General features: G+C 60.6%; 22 protein-coding genes. 8 read left to right on the top strand and 14 right to left on the bottom strand.

Annotation, left to right across the window (positions count from 1 at the left end; genetic code table 11):
• The first annotated feature begins 94 nt into the window (after positions 1 to 94).
• Positions 95 to 712 (top strand): cation transporter, encoded by a 618-nt coding sequence (locus WDN46_10025; GenBank protein MEJ0093757.1) that lies wholly within the window; start codon positions 95 to 97, stop codon positions 710 to 712.
• 107 nt (positions 713 to 819) lie between these two features.
• Positions 820 to 1,821 (top strand): biotin synthase BioB, encoded by a 1,002-nt coding sequence (gene bioB / locus WDN46_10020; protein MEJ0093756.1) that lies wholly within the window; start codon positions 820 to 822, stop codon positions 1,819 to 1,821.
• Between the two features lie 63 nt (positions 1,822 to 1,884).
• Here bioB and trpB read toward each other — a convergent pair whose 3' ends face one another.
• From trpB to sppA, 5 genes are all read right to left on the bottom strand, one after another.
• Positions 1,885 to 3,126, bottom strand: a complete 1,242-nt coding sequence (gene trpB / locus WDN46_10015) for a tryptophan synthase subunit beta (GenBank protein ID MEJ0093755.1) — start codon at positions 3,124 to 3,126, stop codon at positions 1,885 to 1,887.
• 77 nt (positions 3,127 to 3,203) lie between these two features.
• Entirely contained in the window at positions 3,204 to 3,893 is a 690-nt protein-coding gene (locus WDN46_10010) for a phosphoribosylanthranilate isomerase (GenBank protein ID MEJ0093754.1), read from the bottom strand.
• A gap of 50 nt (positions 3,894 to 3,943) precedes the next feature.
• On the bottom strand, positions 3,944 to 4,270 hold the full coding sequence (locus tag WDN46_10005) for a LapA family protein (protein MEJ0093753.1): 327 nt from the start codon (positions 4,268 to 4,270) through the stop codon (positions 3,944 to 3,946).
• A gap of 67 nt (positions 4,271 to 4,337) precedes the next feature.
• Positions 4,338 to 4,628, bottom strand: coding sequence for an integration host factor subunit beta (locus tag WDN46_10000; protein ID MEJ0093752.1), 291 nt, complete (start codon positions 4,626 to 4,628; stop codon positions 4,338 to 4,340).
• A gap of 317 nt (positions 4,629 to 4,945) precedes the next feature.
• The gene (gene sppA, locus WDN46_09995) at positions 4,946 to 5,920 is read right to left on the bottom strand and encodes a signal peptide peptidase SppA (GenBank protein ID MEJ0093751.1); all 975 of its coding nucleotides are present in this window, start codon (positions 5,918 to 5,920) and stop codon (positions 4,946 to 4,948) included.
• A 562-nt stretch (positions 5,921 to 6,482) separates the two neighbouring features.
• On the opposite strand from sppA, the gene WDN46_09990 reads away from it, so the two are divergent.
• Positions 6,483 to 7,058, top strand: a complete 576-nt coding sequence (locus WDN46_09990; protein ID MEJ0093750.1) for a DUF6790 family protein — start codon at positions 6,483 to 6,485, stop codon at positions 7,056 to 7,058.
• A 26-nt stretch (positions 7,059 to 7,084) separates the two neighbouring features.
• On the opposite strand, the gene WDN46_09985 is transcribed toward WDN46_09990, so the two are convergent.
• From WDN46_09985 to WDN46_09975, 3 genes are all read right to left on the bottom strand, one after another.
• On the bottom strand, positions 7,085 to 7,963 hold the full coding sequence (locus tag WDN46_09985; protein ID MEJ0093749.1) for a phosphatidylserine decarboxylase: 879 nt from the start codon (positions 7,961 to 7,963) through the stop codon (positions 7,085 to 7,087).
• Positions 7,947 to 9,911 (bottom strand): ABC transporter ATP-binding protein/permease, encoded by a 1,965-nt coding sequence (locus WDN46_09980; protein MEJ0093748.1) that lies wholly within the window; start codon positions 9,909 to 9,911, stop codon positions 7,947 to 7,949. The genes WDN46_09985 and WDN46_09980 overlap by 17 nt, the downstream gene beginning before the upstream one ends.
• Positions 9,912 to 10,161: 250 nt before the next feature.
• Positions 10,162 to 10,629, bottom strand: a complete 468-nt coding sequence (locus WDN46_09975; GenBank protein MEJ0093747.1) for a LysM peptidoglycan-binding domain-containing protein — start codon at positions 10,627 to 10,629, stop codon at positions 10,162 to 10,164.
• A gap of 247 nt (positions 10,630 to 10,876) precedes the next feature.
• Between WDN46_09975 and WDN46_09970 the strand changes: the two genes are divergently transcribed.
• Complete coding sequence (locus WDN46_09970; GenBank protein MEJ0093746.1) at positions 10,877 to 11,512, top strand: TIGR00730 family Rossman fold protein; 636 nt, start codon at positions 10,877 to 10,879, stop codon at positions 11,510 to 11,512.
• 56 nt (positions 11,513 to 11,568) lie between these two features.
• Entirely contained in the window at positions 11,569 to 12,564 is a 996-nt protein-coding gene (locus WDN46_09965; GenBank protein ID MEJ0093745.1) for an energy transducer TonB, read from the top strand.
• On the opposite strand, the gene cimA is transcribed toward WDN46_09965, so the two are convergent.
• The 3 genes from cimA to cysS are packed head-to-tail and all read right to left on the bottom strand — an operon-like array spanning position 12,549 to position 16,008.
• Positions 12,549 to 14,168, bottom strand: a complete 1,620-nt coding sequence (cimA, locus tag WDN46_09960; GenBank protein ID MEJ0093744.1) for a citramalate synthase — start codon at positions 14,166 to 14,168, stop codon at positions 12,549 to 12,551. The two genes, WDN46_09965 and cimA, sit on opposite strands and share 16 nt — an antisense overlap.
• Positions 14,165 to 14,659, bottom strand: coding sequence for a GNAT family N-acetyltransferase (locus WDN46_09955; protein MEJ0093743.1), 495 nt, complete (start codon positions 14,657 to 14,659; stop codon positions 14,165 to 14,167). The genes cimA and WDN46_09955 overlap by 4 nt, the downstream gene beginning before the upstream one ends.
• Positions 14,656 to 16,008, bottom strand: coding sequence for a cysteine--tRNA ligase (gene cysS / locus WDN46_09950; protein MEJ0093742.1), 1,353 nt, complete (start codon positions 16,006 to 16,008; stop codon positions 14,656 to 14,658). Before cysS ends, WDN46_09955 begins: the two co-directional genes overlap by 4 nt.
• A gap of 300 nt (positions 16,009 to 16,308) precedes the next feature.
• Between cysS and WDN46_09945 the strand changes: the two genes are divergently transcribed.
• Complete coding sequence (locus WDN46_09945) at positions 16,309 to 16,662, top strand: hypothetical protein (protein ID MEJ0093741.1); 354 nt, start codon at positions 16,309 to 16,311, stop codon at positions 16,660 to 16,662.
• Between the two features lie 322 nt (positions 16,663 to 16,984).
• A complete protein-coding gene (locus WDN46_09940) occupies positions 16,985 to 18,145 on the top strand; it encodes a DUF2865 domain-containing protein (protein MEJ0093740.1) in 1,161 nt (386 codons plus the stop codon).
• Here WDN46_09940 and gltX read toward each other — a convergent pair.
• Positions 18,108 to 19,472 (bottom strand): glutamate--tRNA ligase, encoded by a 1,365-nt coding sequence (gene gltX, locus WDN46_09935; protein MEJ0093739.1) that lies wholly within the window; start codon positions 19,470 to 19,472, stop codon positions 18,108 to 18,110. The two genes, WDN46_09940 and gltX, sit on opposite strands and share 38 nt — an antisense overlap.
• A 107-nt stretch (positions 19,473 to 19,579) precedes the next feature.
• Here gltX and WDN46_09930 point away from each other — a divergent pair, with 107 nt between their 5' ends.
• A complete protein-coding gene (locus tag WDN46_09930) occupies positions 19,580 to 20,719 on the top strand; it encodes a ceramide glucosyltransferase (GenBank protein ID MEJ0093738.1) in 1,140 nt (379 codons plus the stop codon).
• A gap of 65 nt (positions 20,720 to 20,784) precedes the next feature.
• On the opposite strand, the gene WDN46_09925 is transcribed toward WDN46_09930, so the two are convergent.
• A complete protein-coding gene (locus WDN46_09925; protein MEJ0093737.1) occupies positions 20,785 to 22,518 on the bottom strand; it encodes an NAD+ synthase in 1,734 nt (577 codons plus the stop codon).
• Positions 22,515 to 23,906, bottom strand: a complete 1,392-nt coding sequence (locus WDN46_09920) for a 3-deoxy-7-phosphoheptulonate synthase class II (protein ID MEJ0093736.1) — start codon at positions 23,904 to 23,906, stop codon at positions 22,515 to 22,517. Before WDN46_09920 ends, WDN46_09925 begins: the two co-directional genes overlap by 4 nt.
• Positions 23,907 to 24,032: the final 126 nt, after the last annotated feature.

The following is a 24,032-nucleotide window of genomic DNA, read 5'->3' as shown; positions in this document are numbered from 1 at the left end:
CGAGCAGCTCTGACGTGACGACCCTTCTAGAAGATGCTCATGACGCTGTTTTCCGCAAGGCTTCCTTCGCGGAGATATCTGTTAGGCTTGCGTTATGACAGGGTTTTCTACGCCGGCCCATCTCGATCCAGCCTATCGCCGCGCCTTGCGCCTCGGCGCCGCGCTGAATCTCGCGATGTTGTTCATCGAGGGTGGGATCGGGTTTGCCGTCGGTTCGGCGGCGCTCCTCGCCGACGCCGCAGATTTTCTCGAGGACGCCTCCATCTATGGTCTGGCCGTAGTCGCGATTGGCTGGTCGCCTCGCTGGCGCGGTTGGGCGGCCGGCGCGCAAGGTTTCGCGATGGCCGGCGTCGGCGTCGCCGCTCTGGCGCAGATCGTGCGACGCCTGTTCGAGGGCGGCGCGCCGCCTTCCAGCGCCATTGCTGCTACGGCCCTGCTGGCGCTGGCGGTCAACGTCTTCTGCGCCTGGCAATTGGCGCGGTTTCGCGGCGGAGACGCATCCATGCGCTCGATTTGGCTTTCCACGCGCAATGACGCCATTCTCAATGCGCTGACCATTTTTGCGGCGGCGCTCATCGCCGCAACCGGCTCTGGATGGCCCGATATCGCCGCTGGCGCTCTCATTGCGGCGATCAATCTCTGGGCTGCGGCCGAGGTTCTCTGGAAGGCGCGGCGCGAGTTGGCGGCGGCCGCTCAGGTTGGCGCGGGTTGAAGCGGCGCGAAGCTTCATTTACCGTGATCGAATGCGACCTGCTTTCAGATCGAAAGCGGCGAGACCCGGATGGCCAGATCGGCCTTTGACCTTTCGAAAGCGAATGAATGACCCATCAAAGCGCACGCCCGTCACGGCATGATTGGACGCTGGACGAGATCGTCGCGATTCATGATCTGCCCCTGCTCGACCTGATTGCGCGGGCGAGCGCCGTCCATCGCGAATTTCACGATGTGAATGACGTGCAGAAAGCCAGCCTGCTCAGCATCAAGACCGGCGGATGCCCGGAAAACTGCGGCTATTGCCCGCAATCCGCGCATCACCGCGAAGTCCATCTCGACAAGGTCAATATGATGGAGACCGATGCCGTGCTCGCCGTCGCGGCGCGAGCCAAAGCAGCCGGAGCGGACCGTTTCTGCATGGGCGCAGCCTGGCGCAACGTGCGCGACGGCGCCGAATTCGACTCCGTTCTCGACATGGTGCGCGGGGTTCGCGCGCTCGGAATGGAAGCCTGCGTGACGCTCGGCATGTTGAACGAAGGTCAGGCAGGCCGCCTGAAACAGGCGGGGCTCACGGCCTATAATCACAATCTCGACACGGGCCCGGATTTTTACAAAAACATCGTAACGACGCGCAGCTATGATGATCGGCTGCAAACCTTGAAGGCCGTGCGCCGCGCCGGAATCGAAATGTGCTGCGGCGGCATCGTCGGCATGGGAGAAAGCGTCGCCGACCGCGCCGCCATGCTGCAAGTCCTCGCCGGCTTCGACCCGCATCCAGAAAGCGTGCCGATCAATGCGCTTGTTCCCGTCAAAGGGACGCCGCTCGGCGACCGCGAGCGGATCGATCCGCTCGATTTCGTGCGGATGATCGCGACGACGCGCATCGTTCTGCCAAGCGCGCGGGTTCGGCTCTCAGCCGGCCGCTCGACGCTAAATCGCGAGGCTCAGATTCTGTGCATGGTCGCGGGAGCTAATTCGATCTTTTATGGCGAGGCCCTGCTAACAACCGCCAACGTCACCGAAAACGAAGATGGCGCGCTCTTTGCTGCCCTCAAGGCCCATTCTAACGCGGGAGAGCCTGTGCTTGAGGGCTCGTCCCGACAATAAGCTCGCTTGTTGCGGCTGCCCTGTCGTGTTCTGAAAATAAGGGCTCGGCTTCCGAACCGGCCCTTACATTCCGCCCAAATGGTCCGCGACGGTAAAAATATCCTTGTCGCCGCGGCCGGAGATATTAACGACCAGCAGATGATCCTGCGGTTTTTGCGGCGCGATGTCCGCAACTTTGGCGAGCGCATGAGCTGGTTCGAGCGCTGGGATAATGCCCTCCAATTGGGCGCATAGCTGAAACGCCTTAAGCGCCTCGGCATCCGTCGCGGAGAGATAGGTCACGCGGCCGGATTCTTTCAGCCAGGAATGCTCCGGCCCGATGCCGGGATAGTCGAGGCCGGCCGAGATCGAATGGCCCTCCTCGATCTGCCCGTCGGCATCCATCAACAGATAGGTGCGGTTGCCGTGCAGGACGCCCGGCCGCCCGCCTGCGAGCGAGGCGGCGTGTTTCTTGTCGAGGCCAAAGCCAGCCGCCTCGACGCCATAGATCTCGACGTTTGGATCATCGAGAAATGGATGAAACAGGCCGATCGCATTGGAGCCGCCGCCGATGCAGGCGAACAGCGAGTCCGGCAATCTGCCTTCAGCGGCAAGCATCTGTTGCTTGGTTTCATCACCGATGATGCATTGGAAATCGCGGACCATGGCGGGATAGGGGTGCGGGCCGGCCGCGGTCCCAATGCAATAGAAGGTATTCGCGACATTGGTGACCCAATCGCGCAACGCCTCATTCATCGCGTCCTTGAGCGTCTTGGCCCCCGCTTCGACCGGGACGACCTTGGCGCCCAGCAATTTCATTCGGAAGACATTGGGCTTTTGCCGCTCGACATCGACAGCCCCCATGAAGACGACGCATTCGAGCCCGAATCTGGCGCAAGCGGTCGCCGTCGCGACGCCGTGCTGCCCCGCGCCGGTCTCGGCGATGATCCGCGTTTTGCCCATGCGGCGCGCAAGCAGGATCTGGCCGAGCACATTATTGATCTTATGCGCGCCGGTATGGTTCAGCTCCTCGCGCTTGAAATAGATCTTTGCCCCGCCCTTCGATCCGGACGCAGCTGCTTTCTGGCGCAAATGTTCGGTCATCCGCTCGGCGTAATAGAGCGGGCTCGGGCGCCCGACATAATGGGTCAGCAGACCATCGAGTTCCGCCTTAAAGGCGGGGTCCTTTTTGGCCGCCTCATAATGGCGCTCGAGATCGAGAATCAGCGGCATAAGGGTTTCGGCGACGAATCGACCGCCGAACAGGCCAAAATGGCCGCGCTCATCAGGTCCGCTGCGGTAGGAATTGGGTTTTTGGACGAACACGCGTCAGCCTTTATGTTGCCTGTGGTGGTCGCGGGCCGGCGCCGGCGTCGCCTGAAACCGCAAAAGCTGGCGCATGATTAGACGCTTCGCCGCGCTAAACCAAGTCCATTGCGTCGCTCGCCATTTTGCGCCGCCCGCGCCTCCTCGATGAACTGCGCGATTTTGGCCGAATCCTTCACGCCCGGCGCGCTCTCGACGCCGGAAGAGACATCAACCCCCGGCGCGCCGGTCAGGGCGAGCGCGCGCGCGACATTGGCGGCGTCGAGACCGCCGGCGAGCAGCCACGGTTTTTTCATCTCGAACCCTGCGAGCAAACTCCAGTCGAAACCTAATCCATTGCCGCCAGGACGCTCGGAGTTAGGCTTTGGCTTCGCATCGAGCAACAGCATATCGGCGATGGCGTCATAGCGCCGGATTTGAGCCAAGTCGGCGCTCTCGCCAATCGCAATCGCCTTGATGACCTTGAGCCCGAAGCTCGAGCGGATCGCAGCCACCCGCTCCGGCGTCTCCCCTCCGTGCAATTGAAGATACGAAGGTTCAAGCGCCCCGATGGCCGCCGCCAACGAGGCGTCATCGGCGTCGACGGTCAACAAAACCTTCGCCGCGCCGCCGCCGACGAGCGCGCTTAAGCTGGCCACCTGCTCCAGGGAGACATGCCTTGGACTTCTGTCGAAAAAGACAAAGCCGACCATGTCCGCGCCAACGTCGAGCGCGGCGCCGAGCGCCCCCGGAGTTGCGAGTCCGCAGATTTTAACGATGATGCTCATGGTCAGCCTAAAGCAGGAACGGATGCGTTCGCGATGCCGCAGCCGCGCAACTAACCGTTTGTGCGATTTCCGCTCGACGGCTGCAAGCCGAGCCGGGCGCGCTCCGCAGACAAACGTCTGAGTTCGGCTCTGGTTCTGCGCGCGTCGCGACGATTTTTCCCTTGTTCAATCCAGGTGGCGACGCCTCCAATGAAAACGCCAATCATCAAGGCCGCGAACAAGACGAGGAATAATGGAGCCTCGATCTGCGGACCCGACGCGCTGCTATCGGGGAAAGGATCAAAAAATATCGTCACCAGCTGGCGGTTAGCGAGAGCCGCCGCGCCTGCGACTACAATGATGGGGATGAGAAAGAGCAGCTTCAAGAATGTTTTCATTCAGGCCCGCCAGAAAGATTGAAATGCGCCTTGTTCGATCGAGGCCAGAAGCGGCTGCGGCCGGGCGTCAGTCGCCATAGCCATCGTTAAGGCGCTCGCGCATTTCCTTGCCCGTTTTGAAAAAGGGAACCGCCTTTTCATCGACCGAAACATGCGCGCCGGTTCTCGGATTGCGCCCAACCCTTGCATCCCGGTGCTTGACCGAAAAGGCCCCAAATCCGCGCAGTTCCACCCGATCGCCGCGCGCCAGCGCGTTGGTGATCTCATCAAGGATCGCGTTGACGATCTTCTCGACGTCACGCAAATAGAGATGCGGATTTCGATCGGCAATGCGCTGCACGAGCTCGGATTTGATCATTCGCCCCGCCCACGAAAGAAGCATCTGCTTCAAAAGAACTCTAAAGCATAATCCCGAACAGTTGCAATTCTTCGGATAAAATCATGCATTGAAACAAACATATAAACACAATGATCATGATCGATTCAACTTGTAGCGATCATATTCACGACCATGCCTGAAAAGTTGCAGACTTTCAGGATCCGATCGTTCGCTTTATCCAATGAAACGATATTGTCACTGATATGCAAAATCTTTAAAAAAGATCGCGCGTCAAATCAAATAGTTAGGGGCTCGATCAATTCTAGTGCGAACAACCGCGTCAGGGTTCGCCAAGCTCACTTTGAGCTGTCAATCTGCCAAATCGACACCAGACCGTCAAGCGCGCTCCCTTGTGTAAATTGGTCACCTTGTTCGAGCAAACGGCTCAATCCATCAAGATGAAGGAATTGGGCGCCGCGCGCCGCAAAGTTCAAAATCCCGAGCCGCTCGAGCGACCTCGACTGTTCCCAATCGCGGACCTTAAGGCCTTTGGGAACGGACTTTTCCTGCTCCAACCAAGCAATCGCCTCGCGTTCGCCGCCGAGACGATCGACGAGATGCAGATCAAGGCCCTGCCGGCCAGTGAACACCCGGCCGTCGTCCACAGCCTCGAGCTGCGGGTCGGTCAGGTCGCGACGTTGCTTCACCAGCGATTTGAACCACGCGAAACTATCATTGACGAGAGAAGCGAGCGCGGCCCGAGCTTCTGGCGTTGTCGGCTCGAAGCCATTTGGCGAGGCCTTCAGCGGCGCGGATTTGACGTCCTCCACCGTGACGCCGATCGTATCGAGCAATTTGGTGAAGTTTGGATATTCGACCAGAACGCCAATTGAGCCGACCAAAGAATTTCCTTGCGCGACGATCTGATCAGCCCCGAGAGCCGCGATATACCCACCGGAAGCAGCCAAATTGCCGACGACGGCGACCGTAGGCTTTTTCGCGGAAAGGCGGCGGATCGCATCGTAAAGCCGCTCAGCGCCCGAAGTCGTGCCGCCCGGGCTGTCGATCGAGACCAGAACCGCGGCGGCGTTCGACTTCTCGATTTTCGAGATCAGCTTCAGAGTCTCGCGATCGCCTGAAATAAAGCCTTCAATCGAGAGCCGCGCGATATGGGGCTCAAAGTCCAAAGGCTCGCCAGCGCCAAAGAGGCGCAAGCCGAGGATTAAAATCGCAAGCGCCGCGATGGCGAAAGCCGCGACCCGCCAGAACGACAACCGCCGCCGCAGAAGCCGGCGCTCAACGAGATAATCCGCAAAAAGAGGCGCCGCCATCCGCAATCCAAACGTTCGGTTGATCTATGCATCCGAAACGGACGCCTGATCGTGCAATAGGTCTCACAATGAAAACCGACAGGGTCTCCGCCCAACCGTTTTGGTCTTGCGCGGGGCGCTGTCCGATTGACCATTTCTCGTTTTCGCGATCGCGTTGGACCATTGAACCGAGGCTCTGCTATCGGCCAAACAGATGAAAGCGCTTGGTTTTTGTTTTACCGACTGGACCGCCCGGACGCAACAGCAATGAGCGCGCGGGAGCTCGATTGAAGGGCGCCGCCCGCACGGCGCTGTGGGGGCTCTGATCTTCGGCCCGCGTTCGCCGGAATTTAGGCGTTTCCGGAGTGAGTTTGATCTCGGGCGAGGCCATTCAAGCGATCGCGGGGCGATCGCCGGCAAGCAATGAGGTCTGAGCTCAGGAATTTTCCGCAGACGGCATCGTCTCCGCCATCCGGGCTGCGCAGGCGCGGAGAATCGCCTATAGTGGGTTTTGGCGCGGGGTTATCGGACGCAAGAGCGCGCAGGCGCCATTCTTTGTCGCCTAACGGCGGACGGGCATTCCATGGCCAGCACGATCACGGCGACCATAACCTTCATTCTCTCGAATTTCACTGTGACCTTCTTGGTCATCGGGCTAATCTTTTCAATCATCGCGATCGCTCGGTCGCCGAGACCCGTCAGCGGCGCCATGTTCATTGAGAAGCTGCTCTCATGGTTTATTTTCTTCTCAATTGGCGTCGGCTACTTCTACAATTTCATAGTGCACGTCTTTTTCGGGCGGATGGCGGCGGAATTCATCGGCTGGGCGGACAGCCCCTTCCAGTATGAAGTCGGCGTGGCCAGCCTTGGCTTTTCGGTGATCGGATTCCTCGCCGCGTTCAGAGGCTTCGACCTCCGCCTTGCGGCGGTGACCGGCTTCAGCATCTTCACGCTCGGCGCCGCGGCCGGCCACGTCCGTCAGATGGCGACCGCTCACGATTTCGCGCCCGGCAATGCAGGCGTGATCTTCTATACCGACCTCATCGTTCCGATGTTCGGGCTGTTGCTGCTGTGGTTGCAGCTAAGGTGGGGTCCGCCGCGCGGCCACACCATAACGGCGCTCAACAACGCGCGAGGAAATGACAGTCGGCGATATTAAACTTCCCGCCATAGCCCTATTCTGCTCTAGCTCGATTTGAACATGCGCCGCGGGCCGTTGGCGCCCAATTCCGCGAGGACGGTCTCCCCTGCAACCGCTTTGGAGCCGATCGTTACGAGCGACCGCGCGGCCCCTGGCAAATAGACATCGACGCGCGAGCCGAACCGGATCAAGCCGAGGCGGTCGCCCACCCCCACAATTTCGCCCTGGCGCACAAAACAGACGATGCGGCGCGCGATCAGCCCGGCGATCTGCACGACGCCGAAGCGGCCGCCGGCGGTATCGATCACAATTCCGTTGCGTTCATTGTCTTCGCTCGCCTTGTCGAGATCGGCGTTGAGAAAAATGCCCGGCTTATATGCGATCTTCGTCACTCGGCCGTTCACCGGCGCGCGATTGACGTGGCAGTCGAAGACCGACATGAAAACGGAAATGCGCTGCATCGGCTCGACGCCGAGGCCAAGTTCGGGCGGCGGTATGTAGTAGCCGACCGAGGATATGATGCCATCGGCGGGGGAGACCACCAGCCCATCGTCGAGCGGCGTTTGCCTTACGGGATCCCGGAAGAAATACGCGCACCACGCCGTCGCGATCCCGCCGATCCAGCCGAGCGGGCTATAAAACGAGCCAAGAATGAGAGCCGCGACAGCGAAAAAAGCGATAAAAATATAGCCCTCCGGATGGATGGGCGTGACCTGCCTGCGGATTGAATCGATGATCGACATGGAGCTTCCCGTTTCGCGCAATCTTGCGTTGCGCCCGCCTCGGCTGGATTTTCGCACATCGGAAGGCGAAATCAAAAAGCTCCTCGACTCAGCGAGACTATTTGGAGACTTTGCGCCATCCGATGGGACAGGCCGGCGCGACTTTGAGCGCCTGAACGGACGCTCAGACGCTCGCGGCATCCTTTTGGGATTGGCCTTGAGCGCCGCTATCCTCGCTCTCGTCCGCCTCAAGCAGTCCTTCGTCCGATTGCTCTTCGCCATCTGCGGGCTCGAACTTGATGGTGAGCCGACCGCCCTCCTCGAACGCGGCGCGGCGCAAAGTTTCTTCGGCGCGGCTGATTTCATATTGGCGACCCCACATGGCGGCATAGGGGCCGCCGCGCGCAAGCAACTCGTCATGCGAGCCGCGCTCAATGATCATGCCCTTGTCGAGCACGATGATCTCGTCGGCGTTGACGACAGTTGCGAGTCGATGCGCGATAACCAAAGTCGTGCGGCCTTTGGCGACGCGATCGAGAGCATTCTGGATCTCGCGCTCCGTAAACGAATCGAGTGCGGACGTCGCCTCATCGAGAATGAGAATCGGCGGCCCTTTCAAAATCGTGCGCGCTATCGCAACGCGTTGCTTTTCGCCGCCGGAAAGCTTCAGCCCGCGCTCTCCAACCTGCGCGTCATAGCCGCCCGGCGTCTGCTCAATGAATCGATCGATCTGCGCCGATCTCGCCGCATCCTTGACCTCCGCCTCGCTGGCGTCGAAGCGGCCATAGCGGATATTGTAGGCGACGGAGTCGTTGAACAGAACGGTATCCTGCGGAACAATGCCGATCGCGTCGCGCAACGATGTTTGCGTCACCATGGCGATGTCCTGTCCATCTATGCTGATGCGGCCGGACGAGGGCTCGTAAAAGCGGAAGATCAGACGCGCGATTGTGGATTTGCCCGCCCCCGAGGCCCCGACGATCGCCACCGTCTTGCCAGCAGGGATCTCAAACGTCACGCCCTTGAGAATTGGTCGCCGCGCATCATAGTGAAAGAAGACATTCTCGAAGCGGATCGCGCCTTTGGCCGCGACAAGCGGCTTTGCGCCCGGCCGATCTTCGACCTCCGGATTTTGCGCCATGATATCGAACATCATCTCGATATCGATCGTCGATTGTCTGAGGTCGCGGTAGACCATGCCCATGAAGTTCAGCGGTTGATAGAGCTGAATCATCATCGCATTGACCAACACGAAATCGCCGATCGTATTGGTGCCGTTCTTCACTCCGGCGATGCTCAACATCATCACGCCGGTCAGACCCAAAGTGAAAATAACCGCCTGCCCGGCATTGAGCCAAGCCAGCGAAGTATAGGTCTTGACGCTCATCCGCTCATAGCGCGCGATCGAGACGTCATAACGCTGTTTCTCGCGCTCCTCGGCGTTGAAATATTTCACCGTCTCGAAATTGAGCAGGCTGTCGATCGCCTTGGTGTTTGCGTCGGTGTCGCTTTCGTTCATGGCGCGGCGAATGCCGATCCGCCAATTGGTCGCTGTCAAAGTGAACGCCATATAGGCGGCGATCATCGTCGCCACCAAAGCGACGTAGCGCCAATCGAACTGGACGAAAAAGACGGCGAGGATCAGACAGAATTCAACGATTGTCGGGACCGCCGTCAACATCGTCGTGCGCACGATCGTCTCGATCGAATTGCGGCCGCGCTCGAGCACCCGGGTGAGGCCCCCGGTCTTCCGCTCAAGGTGGAAGCGCAGCGACAACAGATGCAGATGGGCGAAGACATCGCTCGCCAGACGCCGCACGGCGTGCATCGCGACATCGGCGAAAACGGCGTCGCGGACCTGCGTCAACAGCGCCATGGCGACGCGCAGAACGCCATATAGAAGCGTCAAGACGAGAGGCGTCGCAATGAACGCGGCGACAGGGACGCGCGCAGGATCGACGAGCGAGTCGGTCGCCCATTTGAATGAATAGGGAACCGCAATAGTGATCAGCTTCGCCGCGAGCAAAAGGGCGATGGAGGCGTAAATGCGCTTCTTCAGATCAGGGCGATCGGATGGCCAGATATAAGGCCACAACCGGCGCATCATCGCGCCGAATTGCGCTTTGACCGGAGGTTTGACGGCTCGCATTGAAGAATCAATAGGAAAACGGCGTGACATCTCACTCCATCGCTGGGAAAACTGACGCCGTTCAAGACGACTGGGAGAGGCGGCCTCAAGGGGCGCGGCTTCGCCTTATATAAGGGCGCGCCTGCCGAACGCATAGCCGGGTCGGGAGAATCCTCCCGCTCAAAACCAGGACTTCACCGAACCGTTACCGCTGTCGGCCATAAACGGCGGCCGTCATTCCTGAAGGATGCTTCTGCGTTCCTCAACGCCGCTAATCATGGTCTTTTGGCACGAGGATGACTTGTCCCGGATAGATTTTCTGCGGATCGCGCTCGAGCGATGGATTGGACCGGTAAAGCTGCGAATAGCTTCCCCCTTTCCCGAAGAATCGGCGGCTGATGCGCCAAAGATTGTCGCCGGGCTGGACCACCGTCATCGTAGCTGGCGCGGCGTTCTTTGCGCTCTCGGGAGCCGCCGCCTCCGCTGGCGCAAGGTCAACGGCGACGATGCTCGGCTGCGCCACCGGCTCTGGCTGGCTTAAAGTTTCGGGCGACGACGAGATCGGCGGCGCGGCGGCGTGAAGCTCCAGCGGCGCAGTTATGAGGTCGGGAGCCTCGATGAGCTCCGTTTTCTTTTCCGCCTCGGCCGGAGGCAAGAGCGGCCAAAACCCGCTGCCAATCAGCAGAAACAGCGCGCAGAGGAGGCCAAGCGGAAGCGCAATGGCTTTTTGGCGCGCCACAGACTAGCCCTCCCATCCCCAAAGCGGCGGCATTAGCAAAGCCGACCGATTCGCCTCGCTTAGTGCGTCAAATCGATTTTAGACCATCGCCGCTTCAAATTGAATCAACCATGCTTTCATTCAGAAATTGCGCGAGGTTTTCGCAATCATGCTTTAAAATTATTTGCGCGCGCCCAAAACGGAGCGAAATGCGCCGATTTCGAGCGCTCCTCTTGACCCATTATGGGCGACGGGTAACAACGAAGCCATGTCTTTTGAACACACAGACGTCGAGGAGGCCCCTCGCCGCATCCGAAATATTTGCGTCTATTGCGGCTCCGCCCAAGGCGAGGACCCCATTTATGAAGCGGCGGCGGCGAGCTTTGGCAAAATCATGGCGAAGGCCGGCATCGGGCTTATCTATGGCGGCGGATGCAACGGCCTCATGGGGGCGATCGCCCGCGCGGCGCACGCGGCCGGCGGCGAGGTCACCGGGATCATCCCGGACTTTTTGCTGCGCAAAGACAAGCCTCTGCCGGATATTCAAGAGTGCATCGTCGTCCCGGATATGCATACGCGCAAACGCCTGATGTTTGAGCGGGCCGACGCTTTTGTCGCGCTGCCGGGCGGCATCGGCACCTTGGAAGAGATGGTCGAGCAACTGACCTGGGTCCAGCTTGAGCGTCACACCAAACCGGTGGTGATCGCCGATATTGGCGGTTTTTGGCAGCCTTTGCTCAATCTTTTCGCCCATATGCGCGAGCGGCGCTTTATTCGGCCTTCATTCGAAATTCGCTACCTTGTAGCCGAGAAAATCGAAGATATTCTGCCGATGATCCAAGCTGCGGCGGCCGAGGCTGAGCTTTTGGGCGTCCGCAAAGAGACCGTAGATCCGCGATTGTAAAGCGTCTGACTTCATGGCTTGTTGACAGCGACGCCGCTTTGTGATCGCGAGACATTGTGACTTATGCCTATTTGATCTCCGATACGGCCATGAAGGCAGAAAACGCCGAGCGCCTGATCCCGCCGCCCGATCCATCGAAAGCGGCTCGTCGGCGATTCATCGGCATTCTGGCTGCATGTTTTCTCGCCCACGCCGTTCTGCTGGCGATTGTGTTGATAACGGAGACAACCAACCTCAGCCCGCCTGCGGAGGAAATCCCCGTCGAGCTCGTCACCGAGATTCCCGAGCCGAAGGTCGAGCCGCCGCCGCCTCCGCCGCCCCCGCCACAGCAGCAGCCGCAAAAGCAGCCGAAGCAAAAGATGGTGGAAGACGAGCAAATCGCCCGCGACGCGCCAAGGGACGCCAATAAGGAGACGATAGAACGCGAGGCGCCCAACAAAGAGACGCAGGCGCAGCGCGTTGCGCCGCCGACCGAACAGAGCGCGCAGACGCCGGCCCCGCCAAAACCACCGGAAACGACGCCTGACGCCGACATAAAGGCGCCGGAGGAAGAGGCGCCGGCAAAACTTGCCGACTCGAACCCGGACGCCGAGCCGCTCGACAAGGCCGCGCCGTCGCCGGACAAGAAGCCAACCGAAAAGAAAGCGCCGGTCGAGAGCAAGGCGCCGACGACGAAATCGAAAAAGACCAGCGTGGCGGATCAGTTGGCGGCTTTGTCCGCCGTGCCGGAGTATCGCCTCGGATCGGCCGCAAGGCCCTCGCCCGTCGGAGGCGGAACGGCCAAGACAAGTTATCTGTCTATTCTCTATGGCTTGATCATGCGCCAGATGCATTTCCCGCCCGGCCTCGAGGCGTCCCATCTACAGGCCGAAGGGATCGTCGCCTTCTACGTCGACGACCTTGGCAATCTGACGCATCAGGCGATTTACCACGCCAGCGGAAGCCCTTCCCTTGACGCCGCCGCGCTCAACGCGGTGCGCCGCGCGGCGCCCTTCCCCGCGCCTCCGCACGGCGAGCCGCACGCGATCTGGTTCCACTACGACACCAGATAGATCGCCTTTTTCTCCGCGCCGGATTTCAGCAGCTTGTAGGTGATGGCGTCGGTCAGCGCCTGGAACGAGGCGTCGATGATATTCGCCGAGACGCCGACCGTCGTCCAACATTCGCCGCTGGCGTCGCGAAATTCGATCAGCACGCGCGTCACCGCATCCGTGCCGCCCTGGAAAACGCGCACGCGATAATCGATGAGTTCGAGATCCTCGATAAAGCGCTGATAGCGGCCGAGGTCCTTGCGCAAGGCGAGATCGAGCGCATTGACCGGCCCCTTCCCTTCAGCGGCGGAGATCAAGACCTCGCCATCGACGCGCACCTTGACGATGGCCTCCGAAACCGAAACGAGATCGCCCTGCGCATTATGGCGCCGCTCGACATCGACGCGAAAACGCTCAACCTCGAAATAATTCGGGACCTCGCCCAGAACGCGCCGCGCCAGCAATTCAAATGAGGCTTCGGCTCCCTCGTAAGCATAGCCCAGCGCCTCTTTTTGCTTGACCTCTTCGAGAAGCCGCAACAGACGATCATCGTCTTTTTCGACGCGGACGCCGATCCGCTCCAGTTCGGCGAGAATATTGGATTTGCCGGCCTGATCCGACACCAGAAGGCGGCGCTTGTTGCCGACGGCCTCGGGCGCGACATGCTCATAAGTCTGCGGCTCTTTCATCACCGCCGAAGCGTGAATGCCCGCCTTGGTGGCGAAAGCCGAGGCCCCGACATAGGGCGCATGGTGGTTCGGCGCGCGATTGAGCAATTCATCCAGCGTATGGCTGACTTTCGTGAGCGTTGCGAGTTTCTCGAGCGGCACGCCGATCTCAAAAGCCTCCGCGTAAGCGGGCTTCAACAAAAGCGTCGGAATGATCGATGTGAGATTGGCGTTGCCGCAGCGCTCCCCGAGGCCGTTCAGCGTCCCTTGAATCTGCCGCACGCCGGCGCGCACCGCCGCCAGAGAATTGGCGACTGCGTTCTCCGTATCGTTATGCGCGTGAATGCCGAGATGATCGCCGGGCACATGCGCGCTCACCGCCGCGACGATGGGCTCGATCTCATGCGGCAGCGTGCCGCCATTGGTGTCGCATAGCACGATCCAGCGCGCACCCGCGGCATAGGCCGTGCGGGCGCAGGCCAGCGCATAATCGCGGTTGGCTTTGAACCCATCGAAGAAATGTTCGCAGTCGAGAATGACCTCGCGCTGATGCGACAAAGCCGCTTCGATCGATTTCGCGATCCCCTCGAGATTTTCCTCGAGCGTTGCGCCGAGCGCGACGCGAACGTGATAATCCCAGGTCTTGGCGACGAAGGTGATCGCATCGGCGTCGGCCTCGAACAAGTTCGCAAGACCCGGATCATTTTCGACGGACCGCCCCGCCCTCTTGATCATTCCGAAGGCGGCTAAACGGGCCTGATGCAAGGTCGGCTTTTTCGCGAAAAGCTCCGTGTCGGTCAGATTGGCGCCTGGATAGCCGCCCTCGATATAATCGAGGCCGAGCCCATCCAGCAAGGTCGCGATGTGGCGCTTGTCGGCGAGTGAAAAGTCAACGCCGGTGGTTTGCGCGCCATCGCGCAAAGTCGTGTCGAAGAGTGTGATGCGCTCTCTAGTCATTGCGACAGCTTCTTTTTCATCCGCGTATTGCCGATCCACACGTCATCGACGGCGATCGTATTGCGGCGTTCGGCGATATAGCCGCGTCGCTCGAATAGGGGTTTTGCGGTGTCGCTGGCGTCAACGACAAGGCTTTCGATCTTTCGCGCCGACGCGAGCTTTTCTATGGCCTCGCATAAAGCGCTGGCGACGCCGGTGCGCGCGACAGCCGGATGGATATAGAGTTGATCAATCAGGCCGCCGTCCGCGAGCACGATGAAGCCGACCGGCGCGCCGCCGATCAGCGCGATGATGCTCAAGCCATTCTTGAGCGTTTCGCCAAGCCCCTCTTCATCGTTGGCGGAATCGGCCCAGGCGCGGCGCTGCGCCTCGTCATAATCCTCAACGGTCAATTCCTCGATGGCCGCAAGCCGGATCTCGGCTAGCAGCGGCAAATCAGCGGCAAGATACGGCCGCAGCGAGGGCTTTGGGAAAGCGGCGGTGGCGTTCATCGCTTAACCTCCCAGCTCGTCGCGCCGCCCTTATTGTCTTTCAGCGCAATGCCCATTGCATCGAGTTCGTCGCGCAGACGATCGGACTCGGTCCAGTTTTTATTTTTGCGCGCATCTTCACGCGCGGCGATCAGAGCTTCAATTTCGGCCGAAGATAAGACCATCTCAGCGACGACTGTGTCCTGAGCGAGACTCTCAAGATCAACCCCAATCAACGCCAAGCCGCCAAGAAGAGCCCCCGGCCGTTTCGCCTTCAGGGCGTGCAACTCAGCGATCGCTCTTGGCGTATTGAGATCATCGGCCAAAGCCTCGATGAATTCGTCGCTCGCCATCTCGCGCAAAACGCCGTTGCAAGCTCTCCGCCATTCGATCAGAGTCTGCCTCGCCTCCTCCAAAGCCTTGACCGTAAAGTCGATCGGCTGGCGATAATGCGTGCGCAGCATGGCGAACCGCAAGACAGCGCCATCCCATGCGCGGCCGCCAAATTTCTCGCTTGCCCAAAGGTCCCGGATCGTCACGAAATTCCCGAGACTCTTGGACATCTTCTCGCCTTCGACCTGCAAATGGCCGTTGTGCATCCAGACATTGGCCATGACATCATGGCCAAAGGCGCAGCGGGTTTGCGCGACCTCGTTTTCGTGATGGGGAAACACCAGGTCGATGCCGCCGCCATGAATGTCGAACACCTCGCCAAGATACTCGCGGCTCATCGCGGAGCACTCGATATGCCAGCCCGGCCTGCCGCGGCCCCAGGGGCTTTGCCAGCCGGGTTCATTGGGTGACGAGGGCTTCCACAAAACGAAGTCCATTGGGCCGCGCTTATAGGGCGCGACCTCGACGCGCGCGCCGGCAATCATATCGTCCAACGGCCGCTTCGAGAGCTGGCCATAGTCGGGCATCGACGGAACATCGAACAGGACATGATTTTCCGCGACATAGGCGTTGCCATTGGCGATCAGCCTTTCGATGATCGCGATCATCCCGGGCACATGGTCCGTCGCGCGCGGCTCGACTGTCGGCGTCAAGCAGCCAAGCGCTGCGGCGTCCTCATGAAAGATGGCGGTCATCTCGTCGGTCAGAACCCGTATATCGACGCCTCGCTCCGCGGCGCGGGCGTTTATCTTGTCGTCGACATCAGTAATATTGCGGACATATGTCACATGCGTCTCGCCATAAACATGGCGCAGCACGCGAAACAGCAGGTCGAAGACGATCAGCATCCGGCCGTTGCCGATGTGAAGATGATCATAGACCGTCGGGCCGCAGGCATAGAGGCGCACGTTCGAGCGGTCGATCGGCTCAAAAACCTCTTTCCGGCGCGTCAGCGTATTATAGAGCCGCAACGACATACATTTCCCTCGAGCCTGCTGACTTCTTGAGCCTTGGCTGGCTTTGGGTGTCGAGATTGAACTCTTATGAGGACAAGACGGCTCCAGCCAGCGGCAAGGCTAGCCGATGCAAATTGCAATTACCGCAAAGGTGATGGTCCGGCCCATGCCGGTCAAGCGCGTCATGCCGTAAATATGCGCGCGAAAAGCCCGACGTCAAGCTTTTCGGCTTGCCGGCCGGTTAGTTTGCGGCGGTTAACGGATTTTTCAAGCGATTTCGACAGAATAGGCTCGCCATCTGAAGCCAAGCGCGAGAATTCCATGCCCGCCAACACGCTCAATGCGATCGTCCTCGATCAGCGCCGCAAAATCTTTCGCGCCGTGCTTTTTCTCATTGGCGGCATTCTGGCGGTTTTCGCGTTCGGCCTCTCGGCTAAAGCCGCCGGAACTCACATTCTGGTCATCCCGGCGGACGATGGCTATGGTTTTCAGGACTGCCTGACGACGAAATCGGCCTGCGGGCTCATCGTCGCGAACGCCTGGTGCGAGGCGCATGGGCTTAAAGCCTCAAGCGCTTTTGGCCGTGCGGAAGACATTCCTGCGACGCTTGGAGAAGGCCGGCCTACCGACCTCGCGCCCGGCGCATTCCTTGTCGCCTGCGGCAATAAGAACTGAAAGCGTCCGCACATCGCCAATTTTTCTGGATCAAGGGCGCACGCTTATGCGGCCGCCGCTGACTATCGATACATCCGATTTGATGCCGCATCACGCAAACTTTGTCGCCCGCGGGCGGATCTAACGCGGCGGCTTGCGCTTTCTCGCCATAATCCCGTTGGAGAAAGCCCGACGAGCTTGAAACTCGGCGCAAGATGGTCTTGGTAACACCACGAAAGCGTGACAAATCGACAAATCGGCGCAGTTGCCGAATCGACGCGGGCGGTTAAGGCTTCGGATTTCCTCCGCGATCACGGTGGCGCAAGAGGTGCGATAGGCTTTCATGACGCATGCATCCGGCTTTCGCGCCAACTTCCTACGACGGATCAATCACTTCCGCGCGGGCCTCGCCTCCGCGCTCGCGGCTTTGGCGCTCTCCTTTTCGCATGGCGCGGCTTTGGCGCAGGCCTATGATTGCGCCGGCTTGCAAGCCCAGATCAATGCGCTGGATCATGACGCGGGGTCCCGCTCGAACGCCTCGGCCGGGGCCATCCGGCAGCAGCGCGCCCAGCTCGACCGCGCCGTTGTCTACGCCCGCTCGCTCGGCTGCGACCGAGCCGATGTCGTCTACTCCGGCGGGGCGGGAGGGCGCTGTCCGGGCATCAATGCGCAAATTCAACAAATGCAGAGCAGTCTGGCGCAATTGCAGGCGGGAGGCGGCTCCGGCGACCGCGCGGCGGCGCGCGCAGATCTCGTTGCGCGCCTCAACGCCTATTGTCGCGGCCAGACTCAGGCGGCGCCTCGCCAGCGTGGTTTCTTCGAGACGCTGTTTGGCATTCAAATTCCGGGGCCAGCCCAAAATGCGGCGCCGGATCCCTCGCTAGTCCCCCCCGGAAATACGCAGGAAGGTGACGAGGAGGGCAAGGCTCACGGCGGCTCGCAGGCGGTCTGCGTGCGCACCTGTGACGGCGGATTTTTTCCGCTGAATATATCAGCGCATCATGCCGATCCCGATCAACTGACCAATTTGTGCCAGGCGCTTTGCCCCAACGCCACAGTCGCCGTCTATACGCGCGCGCCGAGCAACCAGATCGATACCGCCGTTTCGCTCGAAGGAGCACCTTACTCAGAGCTTCCCAACGCGCTAAAATTCCAGAAAACCTTCGATCCGGCCTGCACCTGTAAATCGCCGGGGCAATCCTGGGTCGAGGCCCTGAGCGGCGCCGACCGCGCGCTGGGGCAGGAGCGTAAAGGCGATATTCTGGTGACGCAGGAAAAATCGGCGGAGCTTTCGGCCCCGTCAGCGCCAAAAGCCGATAATCGAAGCCGCGTCAAACCCGGCGGGGATTTGATCCCGCCTCCCGCAGTTTCGACCGCCACCGCCACGGCCAAGGATCCGGCCAACGCCGCAGCCGCGCCGGCTGAAGCCGCTGGTCCGACTCAGGAAGTCGTCGGCCCAGATGGCGTCAAGCGGCGCGTTCGGATAGTCGGGCCATTGCTCTGATTCTGCCGATCAATGGCAAAAGCGCGGCCAGTTCAGGGCCGGTTTCGCGCCCCGTCAGGGCGAGGCGCAAAGGATGGAACAGCGCTCTGCCCTTGCGCCCGGTGCGCTCCTTCAGCACCTTGGTCCAAGCGCCCCAGGTGGTCTCGTCCCATGGCTCGTCGGGCAGCCCCGCGCGGGCGTGCGCGAGAAATTCTTCATTGAGATCAGCGTCTTCCGGAACAGCCTCGATCTCGCCTTCGACGACGCGCCACCACTCCACGACGTCAAGGAACGTCGTCAGATTGCCCCGGACGGCCAGCCAGAAGGGCTTGGCTTTGTAACCTGCGATATCGAGGACGGCGAGCCGTTCGCGCACCGCTTCAAAATCAAAACCGTGCAGCGTGCGGGCCGAGAGGCTCACGAGCTCGGCCGGATCAAATCGCGTCTGCGTCCGGGAAATCTGCTGCAAATCGACGCTGGCGACGAGTTCATCGAGAGAAGCGATCGGATGCAGCGCCACCGAGGAGCCGATCAGCACTGCGGCGGCCGCCACGGCGAGCGATTCGATGCCCTGATCGCGCAGACCGCCGATCGACAACGCGCCGGTGCGTTTCGACAGCCCTTCCCCGCTCAGCGAGGACAACAAATTGTGGTGCGCGAAATCCGGCGCGGAGCCCGGCCCAGCGAGCGCCTCGAACAGCTGAATTTGCACCGCCGTATTGGTGACATGATCCTCGCCCCGAATGATCAGGGTAATTTTCTGGTCGATGTCGTCAACGACCGAAGGCAGCGTATAAAGATAGCTGCCATCCTCGCGCGCAAGCACGGGGTCCGATAGGGAGGCCGAATCGATATGGCTGTCGCCTCGCACCAGATCGGTCCAGCGCACGACGATATGGTCAAGCTTGAACCGCCAATGCGGCCTGCGTCCTTCCGCCTCCAGCCGCGCCCGGTCCTCCGCCGAAAGCTCCAGCGCCGCCCGATCGTAAATCGGCGGCAGGCCCCGCGCCTGCTGGCGCTTGCGTTTGCGGTCGAGCTCGTCTGCGCTCTCATAGCATGGATACAGGCGCCCGGCGGCCCGCAGGCGCGCCGCGGCGGCGTGATAAAGCGGAAATCTCTGCGATTGGCGCAAAACCGCATTGGGGACAATGCCAAGCCAGGCAAGATCGACTTCGATCGCCTGAGCGAACTCTTCTTTCGATCTTTCCACATCAGTGTCATCGAAGCGAAGAATGAATTCGCCATGATGTTTTCTTGAATGAAGGAAATTTAACAGCGCCGTCCGTGCGTTGCCGATGTGAATGGCCCCAGTCGGCGAAGGCGCGAAGCGGACAATTGGATGCGACATCACTTTCCCTGATCTGGCGCCATGCGATAAAACTTCGAACGCGAGCGCGTTGAGGTTATAGAGCTTATTCACCGCCCCTCAAGGAAGGCTAGCTCGGGAGTGCGCGAATGGCGATGATTTATGCGGCGGCCTTCTTCTGTTTTGTTCTCACGGCCCTCAATCTCCTTGGTATCGGGATTGCGATGGTCCGGGCAAGGCCGCCGAAAAATTCCGTGCCTCCTCCGAACCCAGCTGCGGGAGTGAGCCTCGTCCGCCCGGTTTGCGGCCTCGACAATTTCTGCGAAGAGACCCTCGGATCGAGCTTTTTGCTCGACTATCCCGCCTACGAGGTGATTTTCTGCTGCGCCAGAGCGCATGACCCTGTCGTGCCGGTCGTGCAGCGCCTCATCGCCTCCAATCCCAAAATACCGGCCCGGCTGATTATCGGCGATGAAAAAGTCAGCCAGAACCCAAAGCTCAATAATTGCGTCAGGGGCTGGGACGCGGCGATCCATGACTGGATCATTCTCGCCGACGCCAACGTGTTGATGCCAAAGGATTATATCCAGCGTCTTCTGGCCAGCTGGGGTCCAACGACCGGGCTCGTCTGCTCGATGCCGCTCGGGTCTTGTCCGCAAAATCTCTGGGCTGAGCTCGAATGCGCCTTTCTCAACACCTTCGAGGCGCGCTGGCAATATGCCGGGGAGACGCTGAGCGGCGGCTTCGCCCAGGGCAAGAACATGCTCTGGCGGCGCGATGTCATGGAGGCCGGCGGCGGCATCCGGGCGCTTGGGGCCGAAATCGCCGAGGACGCCGCCTCGACGAAGCTGGTGCGCAAGCAAGGCCGAATCGTCAATCTGGTCGATAGCCCTTTCGAGCAGCCCCTCGGGCATCGCGGGCTCCGCGATGTCTGGATGCGGCAGGTGCGCTGGGCGCGGATGCGGCGCAAAACCTTCCCGCTGTTTTATGCGCCAGAAATTCTCGCGGGCGCCGCTCTGCCTTGCCTTGCCGCCGCCTATGCCGCCTTCATGATGGATTGGAGCGTTCCGGCCATCGTCCTCGCCGTCGCTCTGGCGTGGTATGTCCCTGAGGCTCTGCTGGCGCTAACGACGCGCTGGCATTTCTCCTGGCGCATGCCGCTATTGTTTGCGCTGCGCGATCTTATGCTCCCGGCGATGTATATCGACGCCTGGTTCGTCGATAATTTCGTCTGGCGCGGCAATGAAATGAGCGTGCGCGAGGAAGAGCCGAGCGTCGAGCAGGGGTAGTCTCGCCAAGCATCGGCGCTTCCGCGCGCCTCCGCTATGGCCGCTCGCCTCGCGAAAACCTGCGATCAAGCCATGTTGTCGGGAGCCATAAAATTGCGCCCGCTCGGCGCGCCTTTTCCTGGGACGGCGGCGGGCGAGCCGGGATCGCGGAACTTGTTCAGAATTGGATAGCGCCGGTCCCGGCCGAAATTCTTCTTGGTCACCTTCACGCCTGGGGCGGATTGGCGGCGCTTATATTCGGCCAGATAGAGCAGGCGCTCGATTTTCTTGACCGTTTCGAGGTCATGACCCGAAGCGACAAGATCGGAGATGCGCATTTCCTTTTCGACCAGCCCTTCGAGGATGGCGTCGAGCTCCTCATAGGGCGGCAGCGAATCCTGATCCTTCTGATTTTCGCGCAGTTCCGCAGATGGCGGCTTGACTAGAATATTCTTGGCGATGACCTCGCCGTCCGGCCCTAACGCGCCCTGCGGCTTCCAGCCGTTGCGCAATTCAGCGAGGCGGAAGACTTCCATCTTGTAGAGATCCTTGATGGGATTGAAGCCGCCGTTCATATCGCCATAGATAGTCGCATAGCCGACCGACATCTCGGACTTGTTTCCGGTCGTGACCAGCATGGAGCCGAATTTGTTCGAGACCGCCATCAAAAGCGCGCCGCGCACCCGGCTCTGGATATTTTCTTCCGTCAGGCCCGGCTGCGTCCCTTTGAAAATCGGATCCAGAACTTTCCCGACTCCATCGACGACGGGTTCAATCGGCAAAATATCATAGCGGAGGCCGAGCGCCCTCGCGCAGCTTTCCGCATCGGCGAGCGATTCATTCGAGGTGTAGCGATAGGGCAGCATGATGCAATGAACGCGATCGGCCCCGAGCGCATCGACCGCCATCGCGGCGCATAGCGCCGAGTCGATGCCGCCCGAGAGCCCCATTACGACGCCCGGAAATCCGTTCTTGTTGACGTAATCGCGAAGGCCGAGGACGCAGGCGGCGTAATCGGCGCGGTCGCCCTCCTCGATCGCGTTCTTTGGTCCCTCGACGCAGACGAACCCGTTCGGCCCGCGCTCCCACACCGTTTTGGCCACCATCGGCGCGAAGGCCGGAAGCTGGAAGGCGAGCGAGGCGTCGGCGTTGAGCCCAAACGAGGCACCGTCGAAAACAAGTTCGTCCTGGCCGCCATATTGGTTGAGATAGATCAGCGGCAGCTTGCTCTCAATGACGCGGCCGACCGCGACGGAGAGGCGCTCGTCGGATTTGCCGCGCCAATAAGGCGAGCCGTTCGGCACGAGAAGTATTTCCCCGCCCGTCTCCGCGATGCATTCGACCGGATCCGGCCCCCATATGTCCTCGCAGATGGGCACGCCGACGCGCACGCCTTTGAAAACGATCGGCCCCGGCATCGGTCCCGGCGCGAACACGCGTTTCTCATCGAAAACGCCATAATTCGGCAGATCGGCCTTGAAACGCAGCGCCTCGATGCGCCCCTTATCCAACAGCGCGTAGGCGTTGTAACTTTCGCCATCCTCGACAAAAGGAACCCCGACGAGGACCGCCGGGCCGCCATCTGCCGTCTCGGCCGCGATCTCTTCGCAGGCGCGGCGACAGGCTTCGAGAAAGGCCGGCTTCAAGATAAGATCTTCAGGCGGATAGCCTGAAATGAACAATTCCGAAAACATCACGAGGTCAGCCCCAAAGCTGGCCGCCTTTGCGCGGGCCTCGCGGATTCGCGCGAGATTCCCAGCAATGTCGCCAACCGTACATTCGATCTGGGCGAGACCTATGACGAGACGGTCGGTGGTCATTCGGCGGCGGCAGCCTCGGCCGCCCGACCGCGCACGATGCGCTCGGCCTTGAGAAGCTCGGCCACCAGGAAAGCAACTTCGATCGCCTGCTCGGCGTTCAGGCGCGGATCGCAATAGGTGTGGTAGCGATCATGCAGATCGGCGTCGGAGATCGCTCGCGCGCCGCCCGTGCATTCGGTCACGTTCTTGCCAGTCATTTCGAGATGCACGCCGCCGGCATAGGTGCCTTCGGCCTGATGCACGGCGAAGAACGTCCGTATCTCGCTCATGATCCTGTCGAAAGGCCGGGTTTTGTATCCCGACGTCGTCTTGATCGTATTGCCATGCATCGGATCGCACGACCACACAACGCGGCGCCCCTCTTTCTCCACCGCTCGAATGAGGCCCGGCAGATGGTCGCCCGCCTTCTCCGCGCCGAAGCGGCAGATCAAGGTCAATCGGCCGGGCTCATTGGCCGGATTGAGAATGTCGATCAGCCTCAGCAAATCATCGCCGCCGAGCGAGGGACCGCATTTGAGGCCGATAGGATTTTTCACGCCCCGCGCATATTCGATATGAGCGTGGTCGAGCTGGCGGGTGCGATCGCCGACCCAGATCATGTGTCCCGACGTTGCGTAATAATCGCCCGTGGTGGAATCGATCCGGGTCAGCGCCTGCTCAAAGCCAAGCAGCAGCGCCTCATGCGAGGTGTAGAAATCCGTCTGGCGCAATTCCTGATGCGATTCGGGGTCAAGCCCGATCGCGCGCATGAATCCCAGCGTCTCGGTGATGCGGTCGGCAAGCTCCTGATAGCGCGCGGACTGCGGGCTGTCCTTGATGAAGCTGAGCATCCAGCCATGCGCATTTTCGAGATTGGCGTAGCCGCCCGTAGCGAAAGCGCGAATGAGGTTCAAGGTCGCCGCGGCCTGCCGATAGGCCATCAGCTGGCGTTGCGGATCGGGGACGCGCCCTTTGGCCTCGAAGGCGATATCATTGACGATATCGCCGCGATAGCTCGGCAAGGATACGCCGCCGACCGTCTCTTTCCCATCCGAACGCGGCTTGGCGAATTGGCCTGCGATGCGGCCGACCTTGACCACCGGCAAGGCCGCGGCGAAGGTCGCGACTACGGACATCTGCAAAAAGACGCGGAAGAAATCGCGGATGTTATCGGCCGAGTGTTCGGCAAAGCTCTCGGCGCAGTCGCCCCCTTGCAAAAGGAAGGCCTCGCCGTCGGCGACTTTGCCCAACATGCGCTTCAGCTTCCGCGCTTCGCCAGCGAAGACGAGCGGCGGAAAACCGGCGAGTTGACGCTCGACCTCGGCCAGAGCGGCGGGATCGGCGTAACCGGGCGCTTGTTCGATTGGTTTGCCTCTCCAACTGGAAGGCGACCAGCAATCGACGGACATGACCTAAACTCCCTCGGCGGCGTGAAAACCTCCGCCATAAAACATCTATAATTTGATCGACCCAATTATTGGCGCGGTCAAATCGTGCTCTAGCAGGCTAAAACCCTTCGGCGCAAGTTATACCAG

It is taken from the genome of Methylocella sp. (assembly GCA_037200525.1).
Classification (GTDB): Bacteria; Pseudomonadota; Alphaproteobacteria; order Rhizobiales; family Beijerinckiaceae; genus Methylocapsa.
Note: the sequence above shows the minus strand (reverse complement) of the source record. Positions and strands in the feature narration are given on the sequence as shown.